Source organism: Rhodopirellula baltica SH 1 (assembly GCF_000196115.1).
GTDB classification, from domain to species: Bacteria; Planctomycetota; Planctomycetia; order Pirellulales; family Pirellulaceae; genus Rhodopirellula; species Rhodopirellula baltica.
In genome coordinates this window covers 4,475,676-4,492,783 of the sequence record NC_005027.1, presented here as the reverse complement: position 1 = coordinate 4,492,783, position 17,108 = coordinate 4,475,676, and the positions used below count along the sequence as shown (strand labels likewise).

General features: G+C 54.7%; 10 protein-coding genes. 6 read left to right on the top strand and 4 right to left on the bottom strand.

Annotation, left to right across the window (positions count from 1 at the left end; genetic code table 11):
* Positions 1-96: 96 nt before the first annotated feature.
* Both RB_RS17185 and RB_RS17180 read right to left on the bottom strand, forming a co-directional pair.
* On the bottom strand, positions 97-2,391 hold the full coding sequence (locus RB_RS17185) for a ribonuclease R family protein (RefSeq protein WP_011121841.1): 2,295 nt from the start codon (positions 2,389-2,391) through the stop codon (positions 97-99).
* A 78-nt stretch (positions 2,392-2,469) separates the two neighbouring features.
* Positions 2,470-3,105, bottom strand: a complete 636-nt coding sequence (locus RB_RS17180) for a thymidine kinase (protein ID WP_007334933.1) — start codon at positions 3,103-3,105, stop codon at positions 2,470-2,472.
* A gap of 82 nt (positions 3,106-3,187) precedes the next feature.
* On the opposite strand from RB_RS17180, the gene uvrB reads away from it, so the two are divergent.
* The 6 genes from uvrB to RB_RS17150 all read left to right on the top strand — a co-directional run bounded on the left by uvrB (position 3,188) and on the right by RB_RS17150 (position 12,555).
* Entirely contained in the window at positions 3,188-5,314 is a 2,127-nt protein-coding gene (gene uvrB / locus RB_RS17175) for an excinuclease ABC subunit UvrB (RefSeq protein WP_007329492.1), read from the top strand.
* 159 nt (positions 5,315-5,473) lie between these two features.
* Positions 5,474-6,655, top strand: coding sequence for a DEAD/DEAH box helicase (locus RB_RS17170; protein WP_011121840.1), 1,182 nt, complete (start codon positions 5,474-5,476; stop codon positions 6,653-6,655).
* A 189-nt stretch (positions 6,656-6,844) separates the two neighbouring features.
* Positions 6,845-7,969 (top strand): DUF932 domain-containing protein, encoded by a 1,125-nt coding sequence (locus RB_RS17165; RefSeq protein ID WP_011121839.1) that lies wholly within the window; start codon positions 6,845-6,847, stop codon positions 7,967-7,969.
* A gap of 125 nt (positions 7,970-8,094) precedes the next feature.
* The gene (locus RB_RS17160) at positions 8,095-10,869 is read left to right on the top strand and encodes a hypothetical protein (protein WP_231845726.1); all 2,775 of its coding nucleotides are present in this window, start codon (positions 8,095-8,097) and stop codon (positions 10,867-10,869) included.
* Between the two features lie 91 nt (positions 10,870-10,960).
* Entirely contained in the window at positions 10,961-11,824 is an 864-nt protein-coding gene (locus RB_RS17155; RefSeq protein WP_007329496.1) for a hypothetical protein, read from the top strand.
* A 215-nt stretch (positions 11,825-12,039) separates the two neighbouring features.
* Positions 12,040-12,555: a DinB family protein gene (locus tag RB_RS17150; protein WP_011121836.1), complete on the top strand. Its 516-nt coding sequence runs from the start codon at positions 12,040-12,042 to the stop codon at positions 12,553-12,555.
* A 304-nt stretch (positions 12,556-12,859) separates the two neighbouring features.
* Here the strand turns inward: RB_RS17150 and RB_RS17145 are convergent, their stop codons facing one another.
* Positions 12,860-14,140 carry an IS701-like element ISRba4 family transposase gene (locus RB_RS17145; protein ID WP_076611259.1) on the bottom strand — a complete coding sequence of 427 codons (1,281 nt, stop codon included), beginning with the start codon at positions 14,138-14,140 and terminating at the stop codon, positions 12,860-12,862.
* Between the two features lie 173 nt (positions 14,141-14,313).
* Positions 14,314-16,806: a glycogen/starch/alpha-glucan phosphorylase gene (locus RB_RS17140; protein ID WP_011121835.1), complete on the bottom strand. Its 2,493-nt coding sequence runs from the start codon at positions 16,804-16,806 to the stop codon at positions 14,314-14,316.
* Positions 16,807-17,108: the final 302 nt, after the last annotated feature.

Sequence of the window (17,108 nt, the reverse complement as noted above, 5' to 3'; positions counted from 1 at the left end):
ATACCGAATGACAATCATTAGCCGTTGGGCGTTAGCCCCGGTTGGCGTCTAATCAACCGCTGCTAACGCGGTGCGGCTCAATAAATCAACAGCCTGCTAACGCCGCCGTCGCTTTTTCTTTTCGCGTCGATCGGACTTCTTCTGATGCCGCAGAGGTGACTTCTTTGACTTGCTGCCAGAAGGTCCTCGCGGATCACTTTTGGCGGCCGAGTGATTTTTGACGACTTCGAGATACAACTGTCGGTCTTGCAGGTCGACCTTGCCAATTCGGACCGTCAGGTGGTCACCCAGTCGGAAGCGGTTGCCTGATTTGAAGCCCGTCAAACTTTGCCCGCGACGCTCGAATCGATATTGATCGCTGGGCAGTTCCGTGACCGGTATGAAGCCATCGACGGGAAGTTTTAAGCAGCGAGCATGAATGCCATCGGCAAAGACGCGGCTGATCACCGCCTCAAGTGTTTCGCCTTGCTTCTTTTTCAAGAAGTGAAGCAACTTCAGTTGAATCAATTCACGTTCGGCTTGAGCGGCGTTGCGTTCGGCGTCGCTGCATTCGTGCCCGAGTTTGACCAACTCCGCGAAAGATTCGTCTGGCGTTGATTTTTGCTCGATCAGCCGCTGCACCAAGCGGTGGACGCTGAGGTCGGGGTACCGCCGGATGGGGCTGGTGAAGTGACAGTAATGTTCTTTGTCGAGCGCGTAGTGTCCTTCGCGGTGCGGCCCGTAAACGGCTTTGCTCATGCTTTTCAGCACAGCGAAATTGACAGCGTTTTCGAGCGTCGTGCCGGCGACCTTGTCCAGGACCGCTTGGATTTCAAAGCGGCTTTCCACGTTGTCAAAACCCAATCCGAGGTCTTTGACAAAACTGGTGAGCTGTCGCAGCTTGCGTCGTTCAGGCGGTGCGTGAATGCGGTGCAGGAAATTGAGTTCCTGATCATCCAGCCAAGTGGCAACGGCTTCGTTGCCGAGCAGCATGAACTCCTCGATGATCTGGTGGCTTTCGGTGTTCTCGGTTTGGTAAGCACCTTTGACCTTGCCCGTTCGATCCAGTTCGAGCTTGATGTCTGGCATGTCCATCGACAGCGCGCCATCTTTGAAACGCCGCTTGCGAATTTGCATCGCGAGCGTGTGCATGTGCGTCAGCAGTTCGCAAATGGAATCTCCCCAGTCCTTTTGAAAGGCAGCAGGGGACGCGATGAACTGGTCGATTTGTTCGTAGTTGAATCGTTTGTCACTGCGGATGGCAGCGTTGTGAACTTCGCTGTGAGTGATGGTCAAATCATCCAGCATTTCGATCTCGACCGTCTTCACCAAACGCATGCGTTCGGGTTGCAGTGACGCAAGGTGGTTGCTGATGATCTCGGGGATCATTGGGATCACGCGGTCGGGCAGGTAGACGCTGGTTCCGCGACGACGCGCTTCGACGTCCAGCTTTCCACCGGGCGGAACAAAGTGACTGACATCGGCGATGTGAACCCACAATCGCCATCGGCCATCTTCGCGCTGCAGTGAAATTGCATCGTCGAAGTCGCGTGCATCGAACGGGTCGATCGTGATCGTCAGCATGTCCGTCAGGTCTTTACGATCCGTTGGCACGACATCGTCGTCGAACGCATCGGCTTGCTCACGAGCTTCGTCCAACACGTCTTCCGAGAACTCATCAGGTAACGCGTATTGCCGCATGATCGTCAGGGTGTCGATCGCCGGGTTCTTGCTGCTTCCCAAGCGTTCGAGAATGACGGCTTCTCCGCCGCCGCTTTCTTCATCCGGGAAATCGACAATCTCGACAAAGATCTTGTCGCCATCTTGGAGCGGCAAACCTCGTACGTCGCCGACGCTGACCGGAGCTTCGTAGTGGACACCGTCCAAGTAGACGACGGGACCTTCGATCGTGTCGGATCCAGGTTGGTCGGGCTGCGGTGAGGAAAAGAACGTGCCGGTGAATTGGCGTCGTGCCCGTTGCAGCACTTCAACCACTTTGCCTTCGATGCCACCGCGGCGACTGGGTTCGATCGTCACGGCAACGAGGTCGCCTTCGAGGGCGCCGGCGGTCATCCCCGTGGGCACGAAGACATCTTCGGGGACATCAGCGTCCGCATTGCCACCACCGCTGGAGGGGCGGACGAAACCAAAGCCGCCACCCATCGCGCGTCGAAATGTCCCGCGAATCTGGTCGGTGGGACCACCAACGGCGGCTGCCGCGACGACCAAGTGATTTCCGCCGTAAATCAACCGGCCTTCGAGGACCAATTGTTTGATCACCCGGCGGACTTCGCGATAACCATCCGCGTCCAGCTCGAGAAGGGCGGCGATTTGTTTGGGTTTGCTGGGACGGTATTCCGCCGCGTGAACGAGTCGCAGAACGCGATCGATCAATTCTTGTGAGACTTGCATGGCCCCAGAATAGTCGACCGAGGCTCGCGCGGGGTAGGACGTGTCGTCCGCAGTCGTGGCCGCCAGGATGAGACGTTCTCAGCGTTCGGATTGGCGGGGTTCGTTCGAATCCAGCAAAGGCAGTTCGTCTTCCGCGCGTTGGTAGATCGCTTCTTTGAAATGAAGGCGGCAAACCGTTTGGTACCGTTCGTTGCCTCCGATTTGAACCTGCTCACCGTCACGAATGACCTGGCCGGATTCACTCACTCGCAGCACCATGGTGGCTTTGCGGCCGCAATGGCAAATCGTTTTGAGCTCTGTCAGGGTGTCGGCCCACGCCAACAAGTGTTCGCTACCTTCGAACAGATTGCCTTGGAAATCCGTTCGCAAACCGTAGGCCAGCACGGGAATGTCCAGGTCGTCGCAAACATCGCTGAGCTGTCGGACTTGGGTTCGGGTCAAAAACTGAGCCTCGTCAACCAGCACGCAGTGGAGCGGATTAATGCGTGTCTCGTTGCGAACCAGGTTCAGCAGATTGTCGGACGTGTTGAATGAAACGGACTCCGATTCAATCCCAATTCGCGAGGCGACTTTGCCACTGCCGAACCGGGTGTCGATCTCAGGAGACAAAATCAACGTGTTCATCCCACGTTCGCGATAGTTGTAGCTGGACTGCAGCAATACCGTGGATTTACCGGCATTCATCGTGGAATAGTAGAAATACAGCTTCGCCATGGCAGTGCGTTGAAATTCAGGGGCGAGAATCGAAGACGTTGGGTCTTTGCCGGATGATTCGACAGTTTGCTAAAGTGCTCGCATGAGCATCACCAAACTTGCGCCGGCCGCTTTTGATTTGCATCAACCGTTCCCGCCATCGGGGGACCAACCGGCCGCGATCGCCAAATTGATCGAAGGCATCCAAAGCGGCAAGACCGCTCAAACGTTGCTGGGAGCCACCGGGACGGGGAAAACGTACACGATGGCCAACGTGATTGCGTCGGTCCAGCGACCCGCGTTGATTCTCAGCCACAACAAAACATTGGCCGCTCAGTTGTACGGGGAATTCAAAGAGTTCTTTCCTAACAACGCCGTCCACTACTTCGTCAGCTATTACGATTACTACCAACCCGAGGCCTACATCCCGCAGCGAGATGTTTACATCGAGAAAGATTCCTCCATTAACGAGGAAATCGATCGGCTGCGATTGGCAACGACCAGTTCTTTGGTCAGCCGTCGTGATGTCGTCATCGTGGCCTCGGTCAGCAGCATCTACGGCTTGGGATCCCCGGATGATTACCGGCAATTGGTCGTCGATCTTCATCAAGGCGAACAGACCCGCCGAGATCACTTGCTGTTGAAGTTTGTCGACCTTCAATATCAACGCAACGACATCCAGTTCGAACGGGGCAAATTTCGTGTCCGAGGGGATTCGATCGAGCTTTGGCCCAGCTACGAAGAGTTCGCTTATCGGATTGAAATGTGGGGCGATGAGATCGAGAAGATCTCGCTGATCAAACCAACCTCCGGCGAGACGATTAAAACGGTCGAGCATCTCTACATCTATCCATGCAAGCACTTCGTGATGCCAGAGGACCGCATTCAACGCGCGATTCGACTGCTTCGCGAAGAACTGACGCAGCAACTGGAGATCTTCCAGTCACAAGGCAAGTTGCTGGAAGCTCAGCGTTTGTCGGCACGGACCAAGTTCGACTTGGAAATGTTGGCCGAAGTCGGACATTGTCCTGGCATCGAAAACTATTCTCGCCCACTATCGGGCAAGGAACCTGGCGCGACCCCGGACACGCTCTACGACTTCTTTCCGAAAGACTTCATCACGTTTGTCGACGAGTCGCACGTGACCGTGCCTCAAGTCCGCGCGATGTACGCGGGTGACCGAAGCCGAAAAATCACATTGGTCGAACATGGTTTTCGGCTTCCATGCGCACTGGATAATCGGCCATTGAAGTTTGATGAATGGGAAGAACGGACCGGACAAATTTGCTTTGTCAGTGCAACGCCCAGCGACTACGAATTGGAACGCACCGGCGGCGAAGTGGTGGAGCAAATCATTCGGCCTACGGGATTGCTCGATCCGGAAGTCGAAATCGTTTCGGCTCGCGGACAAGTGACGCATTTGTTGGAACAGGTCCGGATCCGCGCCGAGCGAGACGAACGTGTGCTGGTCACGGCGCTCACCAAACGTTTGGCAGAAGATTTAGCGACCTATTTCCAAGAACAAGGTGTCAAGTGCCGATGGCTGCACAGCGAACTGAATGCTTTTGAACGAGTGGATTTGTTGCAGGAACTCCGGGCCGGCCAGTTCGATTGTTTGGTCGGTGTGAACCTGCTTCGAGAAGGTTTGGACCTTCCCGAGGTTTCTTTGGTTGCAATCTTGGATGCTGACAAAGAAGGGTTTTTGCGGAGTGAGACGAGTTTGATCCAAACGATCGGTCGTGCGGCTCGGAACGCGAACTCACGCGTGATTCTGTACGCCGACAAGGTGACCGATTCCATGCAGATGGCGATCGACGAAACCGAACGTCGTCGCGTGATCCAAATGGAATACAACGCCAAGCACGGAATCGTGCCCAAGACGGTTCGCAAGTCGATCCGGAAAGGCATCGACACCGAGGCTGCCAACCACAAAGAGTCGACTCGCAAGGCTCAGGACAGCGGCGAAGCGATTTACATCACGATCGAGTACGTCGACAAACTCGAGCAAGAGATGTTGGCCGCGGCGGAAGATCTCGAGTTCGAGCGTGCCGCTCGGCTGCGAGACCGTGTGCTGCAACTGAAGGAGCACATAGGCAAACCACTTTCTGAGGTGGAGATTGTCGACGAGAAATCGGCGGGCAAATCGGGCGGTCGAGGACGCGGTCGCCGCGGTGCGAAGAAAAAGGGAGCCAGCAAAGGCACCAAAATTCCAAGGCCAAAACGCGGCTGATTGCTCGCTGCGTCGGCGGATTCACCTCAAGTCCGATCAGTGCCCGTTCGCTTCTGCGAATAGAAGTTTGGGCGTAGCATTCGCTCGGTGACCGAACGTGTCACCGCTTTCCCTATCACTACAGGTGTTCAACTTTGACACCTGCAGAAAGGGAACACGATGTCCACTGCGATCTTACCAGCGATCCCATCCGAACCATCATCCGAGTTGGATTTGGACGGTTTCGCGATTCAGCCTCGCCCGTATCAACACCGTATCATCCGGCGAACTCTCAATGCGTTTGGGTGTGGCGAACACGAGTTTTGTTCCGCGATCGACGGGGCAGGGCAGGGCGTTTCACGCCCATCCAGCGTTCTGATTGAAAGTCCCACCGGAAGCGGTAAGACGGTGATGGGGCTGGCCATCGCCGCGATCATGCAGCGAACGTTCGGTATCCGAGTTGGTTGGGTCGCGATGCGGAGGAATCTGTTGGCCCAGGCTCAAGCCGAAAACATTCGCCGTAAGTTTGGTCTCGACATGCAATTGATCAGCATGTTTGACAAGGACCCGCCGGACGTGGATTTGTTGGTGATCGATGAGGCACAACACGATGCAGCGACCAGCATGGCCAACTTGCACGGGCAAATTCAACCACGATGGACGCTGGGATTGTCCGCGACGCCATATCGCACCGACCGCGTCAAATTGTGTTTCGAAAATGTGATTCGCGACGCTGGCATCGCTCACTTGATCGCGGATGGATTTTTGAGTGCGTACCATCACTACACGATTGAAGAGTACTCGCCGCAGTCATTGTCTGAATTGTTGATTGATGAACCAGAGCGATGGGGCAAGTCGCTGGTGTTCTTTCACAAGCAAACGGAATGTGACGAACTGAAGTCACGTTTGGACCAAGCCGGTATTCGCAGCGATGTGGTGACTGCAAAAACAAATCGCGACCGCCAGTTGGCCGACTTCATCGAAGGTCATACCGACGTTCTGATCAACATGGCCATCCTCACCGAAGGTTTTGATTGTCCAACGTTGAAAACCGTGTTCTGCCGGCCGAGTGGCCAGGGAACCACGATTCAAATGGCTGGACGAGTGCTTCGCAAATGCGAATCGGAACCGATCAAACAGGTTGTCCAGTGTCGGCACACACGACACCCAATGATGCGAACGGCGATCCCCGCTGAGCAGTATCTGTGGACTGAATACGGTTGGCGAAGCATCGCTGGCAACCGTCAGTTGGATGCAATGGCCATGGCAGCACGTCAGCGAGTCGCGAAGGCCAATGTGAGTCTGCCGAAACTCATCGCTGCTCACCGGCCACGTCGTCGTATGCACCGGTTGGCTCGCTAAGCACGTAAGCGGAAGTCATCGGGCTTGATCACGTAGCGGCGTCTCTCCGAGACGCTGTCATTTGCGAGTCTCAAAGAGTCTCGCCTACGTGAGGTTCTACCCGATCATTCCTGCCGACCTGCTTAGCACCGGACTTCGCAGCTCACTGATTCAATCGAAATTTCAAAATCCCACACTCGGAAATCAATCATGTCGACTTCAGCATCTCTCCCAAGCGAATCCCAAACCTCTCCCCGTTTCAGTTATGCACTGGCCAGTGTCGGTGACATCCAAGTCGGGACGGTGCATCGTTCTCCCGGCGGACGGATCAGTCTGCGTGAACTGGAAATCGATGGGCAACCGGTTGTCGCCACCCGTCGGTTCTGGCGATCGTTCTTCACCCGATTCGGAATCGCGGAAAACGTGTTCCGCTACTTCCGTCCGGATGAAGTTTTTTCACGCATCCAGTCGCAACGGGACGATGTGACGTTCCGCTACTGCATCGCTCGGTCGTCGAGTGCTTCATCGAAGCGATCCGATCAATTGTTGGCTGTGACCAATCCCAACCGACCAATCATCCGCTACGACGACATCCGCGGCTTGCTGGATGGAAATGGAGGCGAAGACATTCGGTACCACAACGGAGTTGTGACCAGCACGCATGCACCTCGCGGCGGCAGTCGTCAATTTGCAATTGGTGGTGATCAGTTTCGCGATCGGTTTTGTTTGGAGACTCCGGTCGATGGCTACGGGCATCCCAGATTGTTTTTGTCGATGCTGCGGTTGGTCTGCAGCAACGGCATGATCGGGCACGCCAAAGCATTCCGCAGCGATGTGCCGGTTGGAAAGAACATGGAGCATTGCATCGTGCGAGCGATCGAGTCGTTCGACAACGGAGATGGCTATGCGGCACTCAGGCAGCGATTCGAATCAAGTCAGACTTCTTGGGCGTCGGTGCACGAGTGTCTTCGACTGAACGAATTGCTGGAGTCTCTACGTCGGGACAAGCAGCTGACGCAGGATGGACTGATCGGGCGGTTCCGTTCGCTGGCTGGCGACCTGAACGAGCTATATGGGTTGGCAAATCTGGACGCGCTGAGCGACAAACGTCGCCGGATTCTGCCCAGCAAAGCTCGAGTTTACGATTTAATCAATTACGCCAGCGAAGTTGCAACTCACCACTCGCACGCCGACGGTGCCAATCGGATCCAAGCTTGGTTGGGAACATTGGTGTCCGAAGAGTACGACTTGGAGGGAACCGCTAATTCTGGGGGCGACTTTGACGCGTTCTTTGTCACCAGCGACGACGGACTGCCGGCGCAGAGCCGAAATTGAGTCCAGAATGTGCGTCCTCGGTCGCTGATGCTGGCTTCTTGCAATTGACGGCGGGATTCGAGAGATAGTATCGAACGTTTATGAAATTTTCGTGTTCGATTCGTTCTGTCCATTTGAGTTCCCCCGTGACGAGATTATCGAACACCCGTCAGATCGGCGAAATTCCGGAGAATTCCGACGTGGATACCGGTCTGGATCCGTATCGGTGCCAGTCCGAGGCCCCGGACGACGTGCGCCTGATTCGCACGCTTGGGAACGGGCGAGCTGCCACGGCGGAGTTGGTGGAGGCTTCGTGGAACGACGGACGGCGTCATCTCTACGTAGAAAAGGTCTTCGCCCCTGGTTTATTGACCCGCAGTATCTACCGATTGGCCTTTGCGGCCCCGTTCGCTTATCAATCGAATCAACACGCGATCTTGGCGTGTTTCTATCGCCGGCGAGTGGTTTCGCGAATGTTAGAAGCATCCGCGATCCGCGATGAACGCGATTCTTCTGTTGATGTTGCGCTGCCCGCATACGTTCGCTACGATCGCGATCGCGAAGCCTATGTTCTCGCCGCGAGTTTTGTCGAAGGTCGTGGTCCGATCCCGGCGTGTGCCAATCAGAATCCGGCGACCGTCGAAAACGAGATGGCTGGTTTGGTCGCCGAAATGAGGCGGGTGGAACGGCAGTTGTTTGATTTTGGGTTGGTTGGATCCGGTTGGCAGGTGTCGCCGGGAGCCATGGTTTCGACCGCAAACCTATTGCTGTCAGAGCATGCGGGGCTGCGCGTCGTTCATTCGGATGAATCGGAAGCCGATTCGCCAAGAAGTCTTCGCTATACGATCATTGACCTGGAGTCCGGGATACCGGCGATTCTGGTTTGGCGGTACTTGTGGCAAAGCTGGCGTCGAGGGGCCGTCTTTCCCTTCGATGATTTGGATTCGCAAAAACTTCGAGCTTCCTGCGCTGATTTGGTTGATCAGCTTGTGCAGAGAGGTGAGCAAAATCTGGCTGCTGAACTTTCGGCAGACGTGGAAGCTTTGGTTGCCGCGGACGAGCAATGGAAAGCGGGGGAGATCGCTCCTTTCCGTCGCCCATGGACCTGGTTTTCTGCTCAACGACGAGCCCACTATCGTCGAACCTGTATCGATCGATGGCAGCAACAACGTTTGGTCGATTCGGAAAACGTGCCCGCTCTGGAGACCAGCGTTTGGTTCTTCACATTGATGTGGTTGCTGGGTGTGTGCCCGCCCGGTGCAATTGGCCGATGGTTTCAGTCGTGCCTTGCAAACCGATCTCATCGGGAACGTGTTCGTCGATTTGCAACGGACAAACGTGTACGCTCCGCCTTCTGGATGAAATATCGACGCCGGCAGGTGAAAGCTCTTCGTGAACAGCAACGATGTTCCAATCGGACCCGTCCTGCGTCGAGTTTAGGGTTCATTGGTCACCGCTTGCTTCGCTATACAACCACGGCGGGTGTGCATCGCTATTTGGTCGATCCAACTCGACGTGCCCGCCGAAACAACCAGATGCGAGCTTTGTTGTTCCGCGGCAGCTATCAAATTGCTTTTGGACGCAAGGCATTTCGAGCTGCTACGCGGCGGTGGCAATCTCGCGAATGGTTGACTGACGACGAAGCAATGAGACTTGATTCCCAGTTCAGTGGTCCCCAGTTAGCGATCTATTCGCGCGGTTTGGGAATGCACTTGGCGATCAAGTTTTTCTACCCGCTGATCACCCCTTTGAAGGTTGGTGGAATCGCGATGGCACTGACCGGCGGTAGTGTCTGGTTTGCTATTTTGCCAATCATGATTCTGCCTGCGGCAAGAACTCTGGTCACGCTTTTCAGTTTGCTAGCAAATCGATCTCATGATGTCCCGCATCGGCATGCGATGTTTGTTGGGGCGATCCCGGTAGTTGGTTCGGCCGCATTCATCGTTCAAATGTGGACTGCAAACCCGGCCGTTTCAAAATTTCTATTGCGGGATTTCGCGTCCCGGTTTGCAAGGAAAATTCCAATTTATGGTGGCCCCGACTCTCGCACCGAACATGCCGTACTCGCCATTGGCGAACGGTTGCTTCGTTTGGTCGCCGTTTTCCATCCAACCTCCAATGAAGTAGCCGAAGCGATGCCATCGAGAAGCGAATCAAAAGACGTTCAAACTTCAATCGCCAAAGAGCAATCGCACTGGATGCGGTGGCCATACCTGAAAGTGATGAGAGATTCTTTGTTGGCAACGGCCGTTTGCTGCGGTGGATTGTGGGCAGCGAACTACATGCTGGCTGACTCATTATCGAATCAGTGGTTGACCGGCGAAAATGGGGCCCTTGAGTCTGTCCAATTGTTGGTGCTGGTTTGCACGGCGATCGCAGGTTGTTGGGCGTTACTTCGAGTGAAGGCTTCCAGCTGGCAAAGTATCGCTGTTGCTTTGGTTTGCGTCGCGGTTGCGGGAGCAGCCCGAGAAATCCCATCAGCTGTAAGCCAAGCAAGCCTATCCGATGGCGCCTATCAAACCGCTGAGGCGACCGGCTTTGCAATTTCAGCAGCCTGGAAGCATGGCGTCATTGCTGTTGCAGTTTGCGTTTGGTTGTCGCGTGTTGCATACGCCTGGCTGAAGTTTCCTGAGGATCGCAAGTTGTGGTTTTCGCCGATGTTCGTTTGGCCCGCGATTCCGTTCGCTTCTTGCTTCGTTCTGGCCGAATTGTTCGAGCGATCGAAGTGGGTTACCGCAGAGGAAACGGTTGAGGTTTTTGGTTACACGATGATGATGACGGTTGCGATCTGGATGATTCGAAATGCGAACGTCCTTCAAGACTGGCGTTCTGAAGAAGCGAACCGTGACGGTCGTTCCGCCGATATGATCGTCTCAGAAAGAATGGATCCCTCAGCAGAAGGAATGAAACGTGCAGCATAGAGGGTAGATTTCGGTCTGGATTCCGATTTGCTAGTTGAGTATGGTTCGACGGAAACCTAGAAGGGGAACCGCCCCCCAACTCAACTCAATCATGGATGGCGAAATCATCATGGCGACCGTTGTCTGTACCCGGTGGTTGGACGCGTTCCCAGCATCGTATGTCACAGTGTTGAGGAACGCCGTTGCGGCCAACTTGAATCGTCCTCACCGTTTTGTTTGCGTCACCGATAATGTGGCTGGTTTGACGGATGGTGTCGAAGGAGTCCAAATGCCCGATTTGGGGATTCCTATGCAACGGCAGCAAAAAGGTTGCTGGCCGAAGTTGTCAATCCTTGCACCGGGTGTGTTGCCGGCAGACGAGCCAACGCTGTATCTAGATCTCGATGTGATGGTCAATCAGAACCTTGATGGGTTCTTTGATCGTTTGGAGGCCGAACGAGGCTTTCATGCACTACGAGAGTGGAATCCGACGCTATGGAATTTGGCTCCTTTGAAGATGCGTCCCGATCGCGGCGTTCAGGGATCGATCCTGGGTTTTTTTCCTGGTGAACAAGCTCAGTTGTTCCATCGATTCAACGAGAATCAACAAGAATGCTTCGAGCGTTTTCCACTGGACCAAGATTTCTTGACCGAGAATGTCGAAGATGTTCGTTATTGGCCGTATGAATGGACCGCGAGCTTCAAATGGCATTGCCTGAAGTACTATCCATTCAATCAGCTTTTTCCCGAGATCAAGCGTCCAGCGAAAGCGAAGGTCGTAGTATTCCACGGCAATCCACGGCCAATCGATGTGGTGCCTCAAGGCGATTATTACTGGGGAACGAAACGCAAATTCGGTCGTGGTCCCGTCGATTGGGTCCGCGCTTATTGGTTGCGGCACGACGCCAGTTGGGCTGAGAATCTTTGGTGGCGGAAGTCATCGCACCAACACCAAGCAGAATCTCAGGCTGCTTGATCAACGGCGTGCCCGGCCAAATGCTTGTCTGGGTTCGCAACGGGGTTGTCGTTTGGTAGGTGCCTCGCGAGATCGTCACTTCGAGTCGCACAAAACACCGTCAACGAGAGAGCCACCAAGTGTGCATGCCGCGTCTGGGCGGTGTCGCTGGCTTACCTTCGGTTTGGAAGGTAGCTAAAACAGAAGGATTGATTTGCACCTCTTAGAGAAACAACATGATCGGACAAATGATCGCTGACTCTGGTCAGCTTTGCATCGGATACGCCAAACGACTGATGACGGGAGTGACGCAGGAGCAGTTCGCTCGTTTTGCCGTGGTCGGCGATACTGTTATCGAGTCGAATCATCCGGCATTCATCCTTGGGCATTTGTCGCTGTATCCATGCCAAGTGCTTGAGCAAGTTGGAGCCAACACCTCGGCTGTGAAGCCATCGGAAAAGTACGATGCATTGTTCTCGAAGCACGCGAAGTGTTTGGATGATCCCAATGGCACGCTGTATCCGCCAATGGAAGAAGTGGTGGAGAAGTTCTTCTCGTCGCATGGCGCAGCGATCGAGGCATTGCTGAATGCCGACGACGCGGTGTTTTCAACGCCGAACCCGACTGAACATCTTCGCGAAAAGTTCAGCACGGTTGGATCGCTGCACGGTTTCTACCTGAGCGGCCACATGATGCTTCACATCGGCCAATTCAGTGCTTGGCGACGTGCGATGGGGCTCGGGCCAGCGTAGGTTTGTCCTAGCAGGCTGTTGATTTATTGAGCCGCACCGCGTTAGCGGCGGTTGATTAGACGCCAACCGGGGCTAACGCCCAACGGCTAATGATTGTCAATCGGTATGCGTCTAAACCAACAGCCTGCTAGTACTACAGCGCTAAGTTTTGGGCCATCGGCATCGTGTGATGCTTTCGGGGTCGATACCGAGTTCGGCGTATCTGTCGAGCTTCGTTTGCGTATGGCTGATGCGAGCCGCTACGTTGCGTGATTGATGGTAGTTGATCCGTGAGGCGACCTGATCAAGCAACATGCGACGACTCTCACGAGGGAGTGACCAGCTGACAACGATTGCGTCGACCGCGTCGCGAATTTGCTGAATTGTCCACTCCGGATTTTTTTTCCCGCTCCTGCTGGCAGGTTTGCGAAAGAAACAGATAGCTCAACGACGTGATGATCAAGTGGCGTTTCAGACCCAAGTATCGGCGCCCCTCGTAACAGTCTAAGCCGACCTCTTGTTTCTGATCCTCGAAACAACGTTCCACTCGCCATCGCTGAAACGCAACCTGTAGCAGCATCGCCATCGAAGCGAACTCGCTCGCGTTGCTGACGAAGAATTTCAGTTCGCCGTCAAGCACGTTTCTCGCGACCACCAACCACAGAGACAGCCCCGGTAGTCCGTCGCTGCCTTTGAGTGTGACGCGAACCCGCTTGGCTTCCCAGATGATGGGACCTTTCTCGCCGTCTTTGACGCGGTAGCGTTTCCAGCGTTTCGCTTTCATCGCTTCGCCGTGCCAGAACACTGTTTCAACACTTCGCGGCGAACTTTCCCCGCTCTTGACGCGGGGTGTCTTGCGACCTCGGCCGCGGCCGCCCTTGCGATAGGGCTGCTCGGTCACTTCGGGATGCTTCTCCCAAACCGAAAACGTTCGCGGCACTTCAAGCACAAACTTCTGATCGCGGTCGGCAAGAGCTTCCAGGAATCCAGGTTTACCGCCGTAGCCTTCGTCAGCGGTTAGCCAAGGATATTCAATCCCCTCCTCCTTACTGCGATCAAGCAATTCCAACGCGATCTGCCACTTGGGGCGATAGACCATCTCATCGGGAATGCCGGCGGCGGCACAACGCTCGCGGTCGTTACTCCAGCTCTCGGGGAGGAACAGTTCACCATCGACCATGCAGTGAAAGTCTTCGTTCGCCGCAGCCAGATGAACCGTGACGATACAGTTCTCCTGCTTGCCGACTTTGCCGCACCACTGTCGTTGCACGCCAGGCGTTTTGTCGCCCTTCTTGACGTCGCTGGTTTCGTCAATGATCGCGACAGTGTTCTTGTTGACATGCTCATCACGGACGATGTGGATCAGCCTCCTGCGAAGTCCATCTTCGTCCCACCGATGCTGGGCGATAAATTCCTGCAAGGTTCGCACCGGTGTACCGGCTTGCAACGCAATCGGCTCCACACTCTTGGCGTCCAGGTCGGAAAGTTGACCACGGACATAGGTCGTCAAATGAGCCCTCGTGTCGCTTCGTCGAAAACAATCGCCAAAGCGAGCCAAGTAAGCATTTAACCGATCTTCGAGTTGTTCCAGTTCAGCGACATCCATGCCAAGCTCTCCGTGCAGCAAACAAAATCTCCAGCTGCTATTCTCAGCGAAAAGCCCGGCCCTCTACAACACCAGTTAGCGCTGTAGTACTAGGCAATTCGTTCTCAACAAACAAAAAAGGGCTCGGTGATTTCTCACCGAGCCCTTTTCGTTTGGACCAATCAGGTTGGGGCTTACGACAGTGGTCGCACGTCCCAGATGTCGTCGGCGTATTGCTGAATCGTTCGGTCGCTGCTGAACCAGCCGCTGCCTGCGGTATTTAGGATGCTCATCTGATTCCAGTGATCGACGTCTTGGTATGCCTTGCCAACTTCGGCTTGAGCGTCGATGTACGCACGAAGGTCGGCGATGGTGACCCAAGGATCCTGAGGGTTGCGTAGGCCGCTGGTCAACAAATCGAACAAACCTGGATTGTCAGGATTGAAGTGTCCGCTTTCCAGCAGGTTCATGATGCGAACGATGTCCTCATCAGCGGCGATGATTTCGTTGGGACGATAGTCCTTCTTCAATTCGGTTACTTCGGCAGCGTCCAAACCGAACAAGAAGAAGTTCTCGGCACCCGCGTTTTCTCGGATTTCGATGTTGGCACCATCGAGCGTGCCAATCGTCAACGCACCGTTCATCATGAATTTCATGTTGCCCGTGCCGGAAGCTTCTTTGCCCGCGGTTGAAATTTGCTCAGACAACTCGGTTGCTGGGCAAATCACTTCCATCGACGAAACGCGATAGTTCGGGAAGAAGACCACCTTGAGCAGGTCATTGGCTGCGGGGTGATTGTTGACCTTCTTCGCAACATCGTTGATCAGCTTCACGATCAATTTGGCGACGTGGTAACCGGGGGCTGCTTTGCCGCCGATCAGGACGCAACGTGGGACCATGCCCGCGGTTTCACCACGCAAAATGCGATCGTACAGGTGCACGATATGCAAAACGTTCAAGAGTTGACGTTTGTATTCGTGAATCCGTTTGACTTGAACGTCGAACATGAATGACGTGTCAAAGCGAACGCCGGTTTCCGCGACCACCAAGTCTGACAAGCGAGCTTTGTTTTCTTGCTTGACATCGATCCACTTCTTGCGGAAGTCGGCGTCGGTCGCGTAAGGAGTTAACTCTTTGATTTTGGTGAGGTCTTTTTGCCAACCTTCGCCAATGGTTTCGTTGAGGAGGTCACGAAGGCCTGGGTTGCAGTGCGACAACCAACGACGTTGGGTCACGCCGTTTGTCTTGTTGTTGAACTTGCGGGGCCACAGCGTGTTGAAGTGTTTGAACAGGCCTGATTCCAACAACTGTGTGTGCAGACCGGCAACACCGTTGACCGAGAAACTTCCGACAATGGCCAGGTACGCCATTCGGATGTGCGGGTTGTCACCTTCTTCAATCAACGACATTTCGCGACGCATCGCAACGTCACCGGGCCACTGCTGATCGACGAGTTTCAAGAACCGAGCGTTGATCTCGTAGATGATGTCGAGCAAACGCGGCAGCAAGCGACTGAACAGACCGACGGACCATCGTTCCAACGCTTCGGGAAGCAACGTGTGGTTGGTGTAAGCCATGCAACGTGTCACCACGTCCCAGGCGTCGTCCCATTCAAGTCCATGCTCGTCCATCAGCAATCGCATGAGTTCGGGAACAGCACAGGCGGGGTGAGTGTCATTGAGTTGGAAGCAGTTTTTGCGTCCAAAGTCACTGAAGTCCTCACCGTGCTGTTCAACCCAACGGGCGATCACGTCTTGGAGCGATGCTGAGACAAGAAAGTACTGTTGTTTCAGTCGTAGTTCCTTGCCATTTTCGCTGGCGTCGTTGGGATACAACACCATCGAGATTTGTTCGGCGTCGTTCTTTGCCGCGACGGCTTCGGGGTACGAGCCCGCATTGAATTCGCTGAGGTTGAAGACGTCGGTCGTCGACGCTTTCCACAATCGCAACGTGTTGACCGTGTCGTTGCGGTACCCAGGAACAGGCATGTCGAATGGAACGGCAAGAACATCGTACGAGTCGACCAAACGTGGTCGCAAAGTTCCGTGTTCGTCGTAGTAGTTTTCGGTGCGGCCGTAGAAGCGAACGCGGCGAGTGTCTTCAGGGCGTTTGATTTCCCAAGGATTGCCATCACGCAACCAGCGATCCGGGTCTTCGACTTGGCGCCCGTCTTCGATGTGCTGGTGGAACATTCCGTATTCGTAACGGATGCCGTAGCCAACGACCGGAAGCTGCAGGTTTGCACAGCTGTCCAGGAAACATGCCGCCAAGCGGCCGAGGCCACCATTGCCCAAACCGGCATCGAGTTCTTTGTCAGCGACTTCTTCCATTCCGACGCTGTAGGCTCGCAGAGCTTTGCGGACGTCTTCGTCCAAGTCGAGGTTTTCGACCGCGTTGGTGAGCGAACGGCCGATCAAGAATTCAAGTGACAGGTAGTAGACCTTGCGATCTTCGCTCAGGCAGGTCTTCTTCCAAGTTTCCAGCCAGATTGGCACCAAGCGGTCGCGAACTGTAATCGCCAAGGCTTGGTAAAGGTATTCGCTGTTTTGTTTGTCAGTCGAGTCGCCTGTGAAGTCGTGTCCTAGCGTGATCGTCAGGTGACGAGCTAGTTCCGATGACAAATCAAGATGTGGAAACGAGGTGTCGGTCGGAGAAGCATTCGGCGGAGCGGAAAGCGTGTTGGACATCGATTTTCAACGTTTCAAGGACGAGACTAGAAGCCGGGAGTATATCGGTGCGATAAGGGAGAGCCAATCTAGATCGGCACCCTGTGCGCTTCACTTGAATCACGCTGTTGAATGGTGATGCCGCGATAAAATAGGAGGGATGGGGAGGATTTGGGTCTTTAGAGGAGCGGATCATTCCCCTGAGTTCCTGCAATGTCTTTCGGGTTGACCTCTGAAACCTCGCCTCGCGACGCCATTTTCAGTCGGACTTGAGTCAAAGTTTTTTTGACTTTTCGAGATTCCGCTGAAAAATCATCGCCGTT

Coding starts and splice junctions, on each gene's coding strand:
- RB_RS17185 (WP_011121841.1), bottom strand. CDS start 2,391: ATGCAAGTCTCACAAGAATTGATCGATCGCGTTCTGCGACTCGTTCAC.
- RB_RS17180 (WP_007334933.1), bottom strand. CDS start 3,105: ATGGCGAAGCTGTATTTCTACTATTCCACGATGAATGCCGGTAAATCC.
- uvrB (WP_007329492.1), top strand. CDS start 3,188: ATGAGCATCACCAAACTTGCGCCGGCCGCTTTTGATTTGCATCAACCG.
- RB_RS17170 (WP_011121840.1), top strand. CDS start 5,474: ATGTCCACTGCGATCTTACCAGCGATCCCATCCGAACCATCATCCGAG.
- RB_RS17165 (WP_011121839.1), top strand. CDS start 6,845: ATGTCGACTTCAGCATCTCTCCCAAGCGAATCCCAAACCTCTCCCCGT.
- RB_RS17155 (WP_007329496.1), top strand. CDS start 10,961: ATGGATGGCGAAATCATCATGGCGACCGTTGTCTGTACCCGGTGGTTG.
- RB_RS17150 (WP_011121836.1), top strand. CDS start 12,040: ATGATCGGACAAATGATCGCTGACTCTGGTCAGCTTTGCATCGGATAC.
- RB_RS17145 (WP_076611259.1), bottom strand. CDS start 14,140: ATGGATGTCGCTGAACTGGAACAACTCGAAGATCGGTTAAATGCTTAC.
- RB_RS17140 (WP_011121835.1), bottom strand. CDS start 16,806: ATGTCCAACACGCTTTCCGCTCCGCCGAATGCTTCTCCGACCGACACC.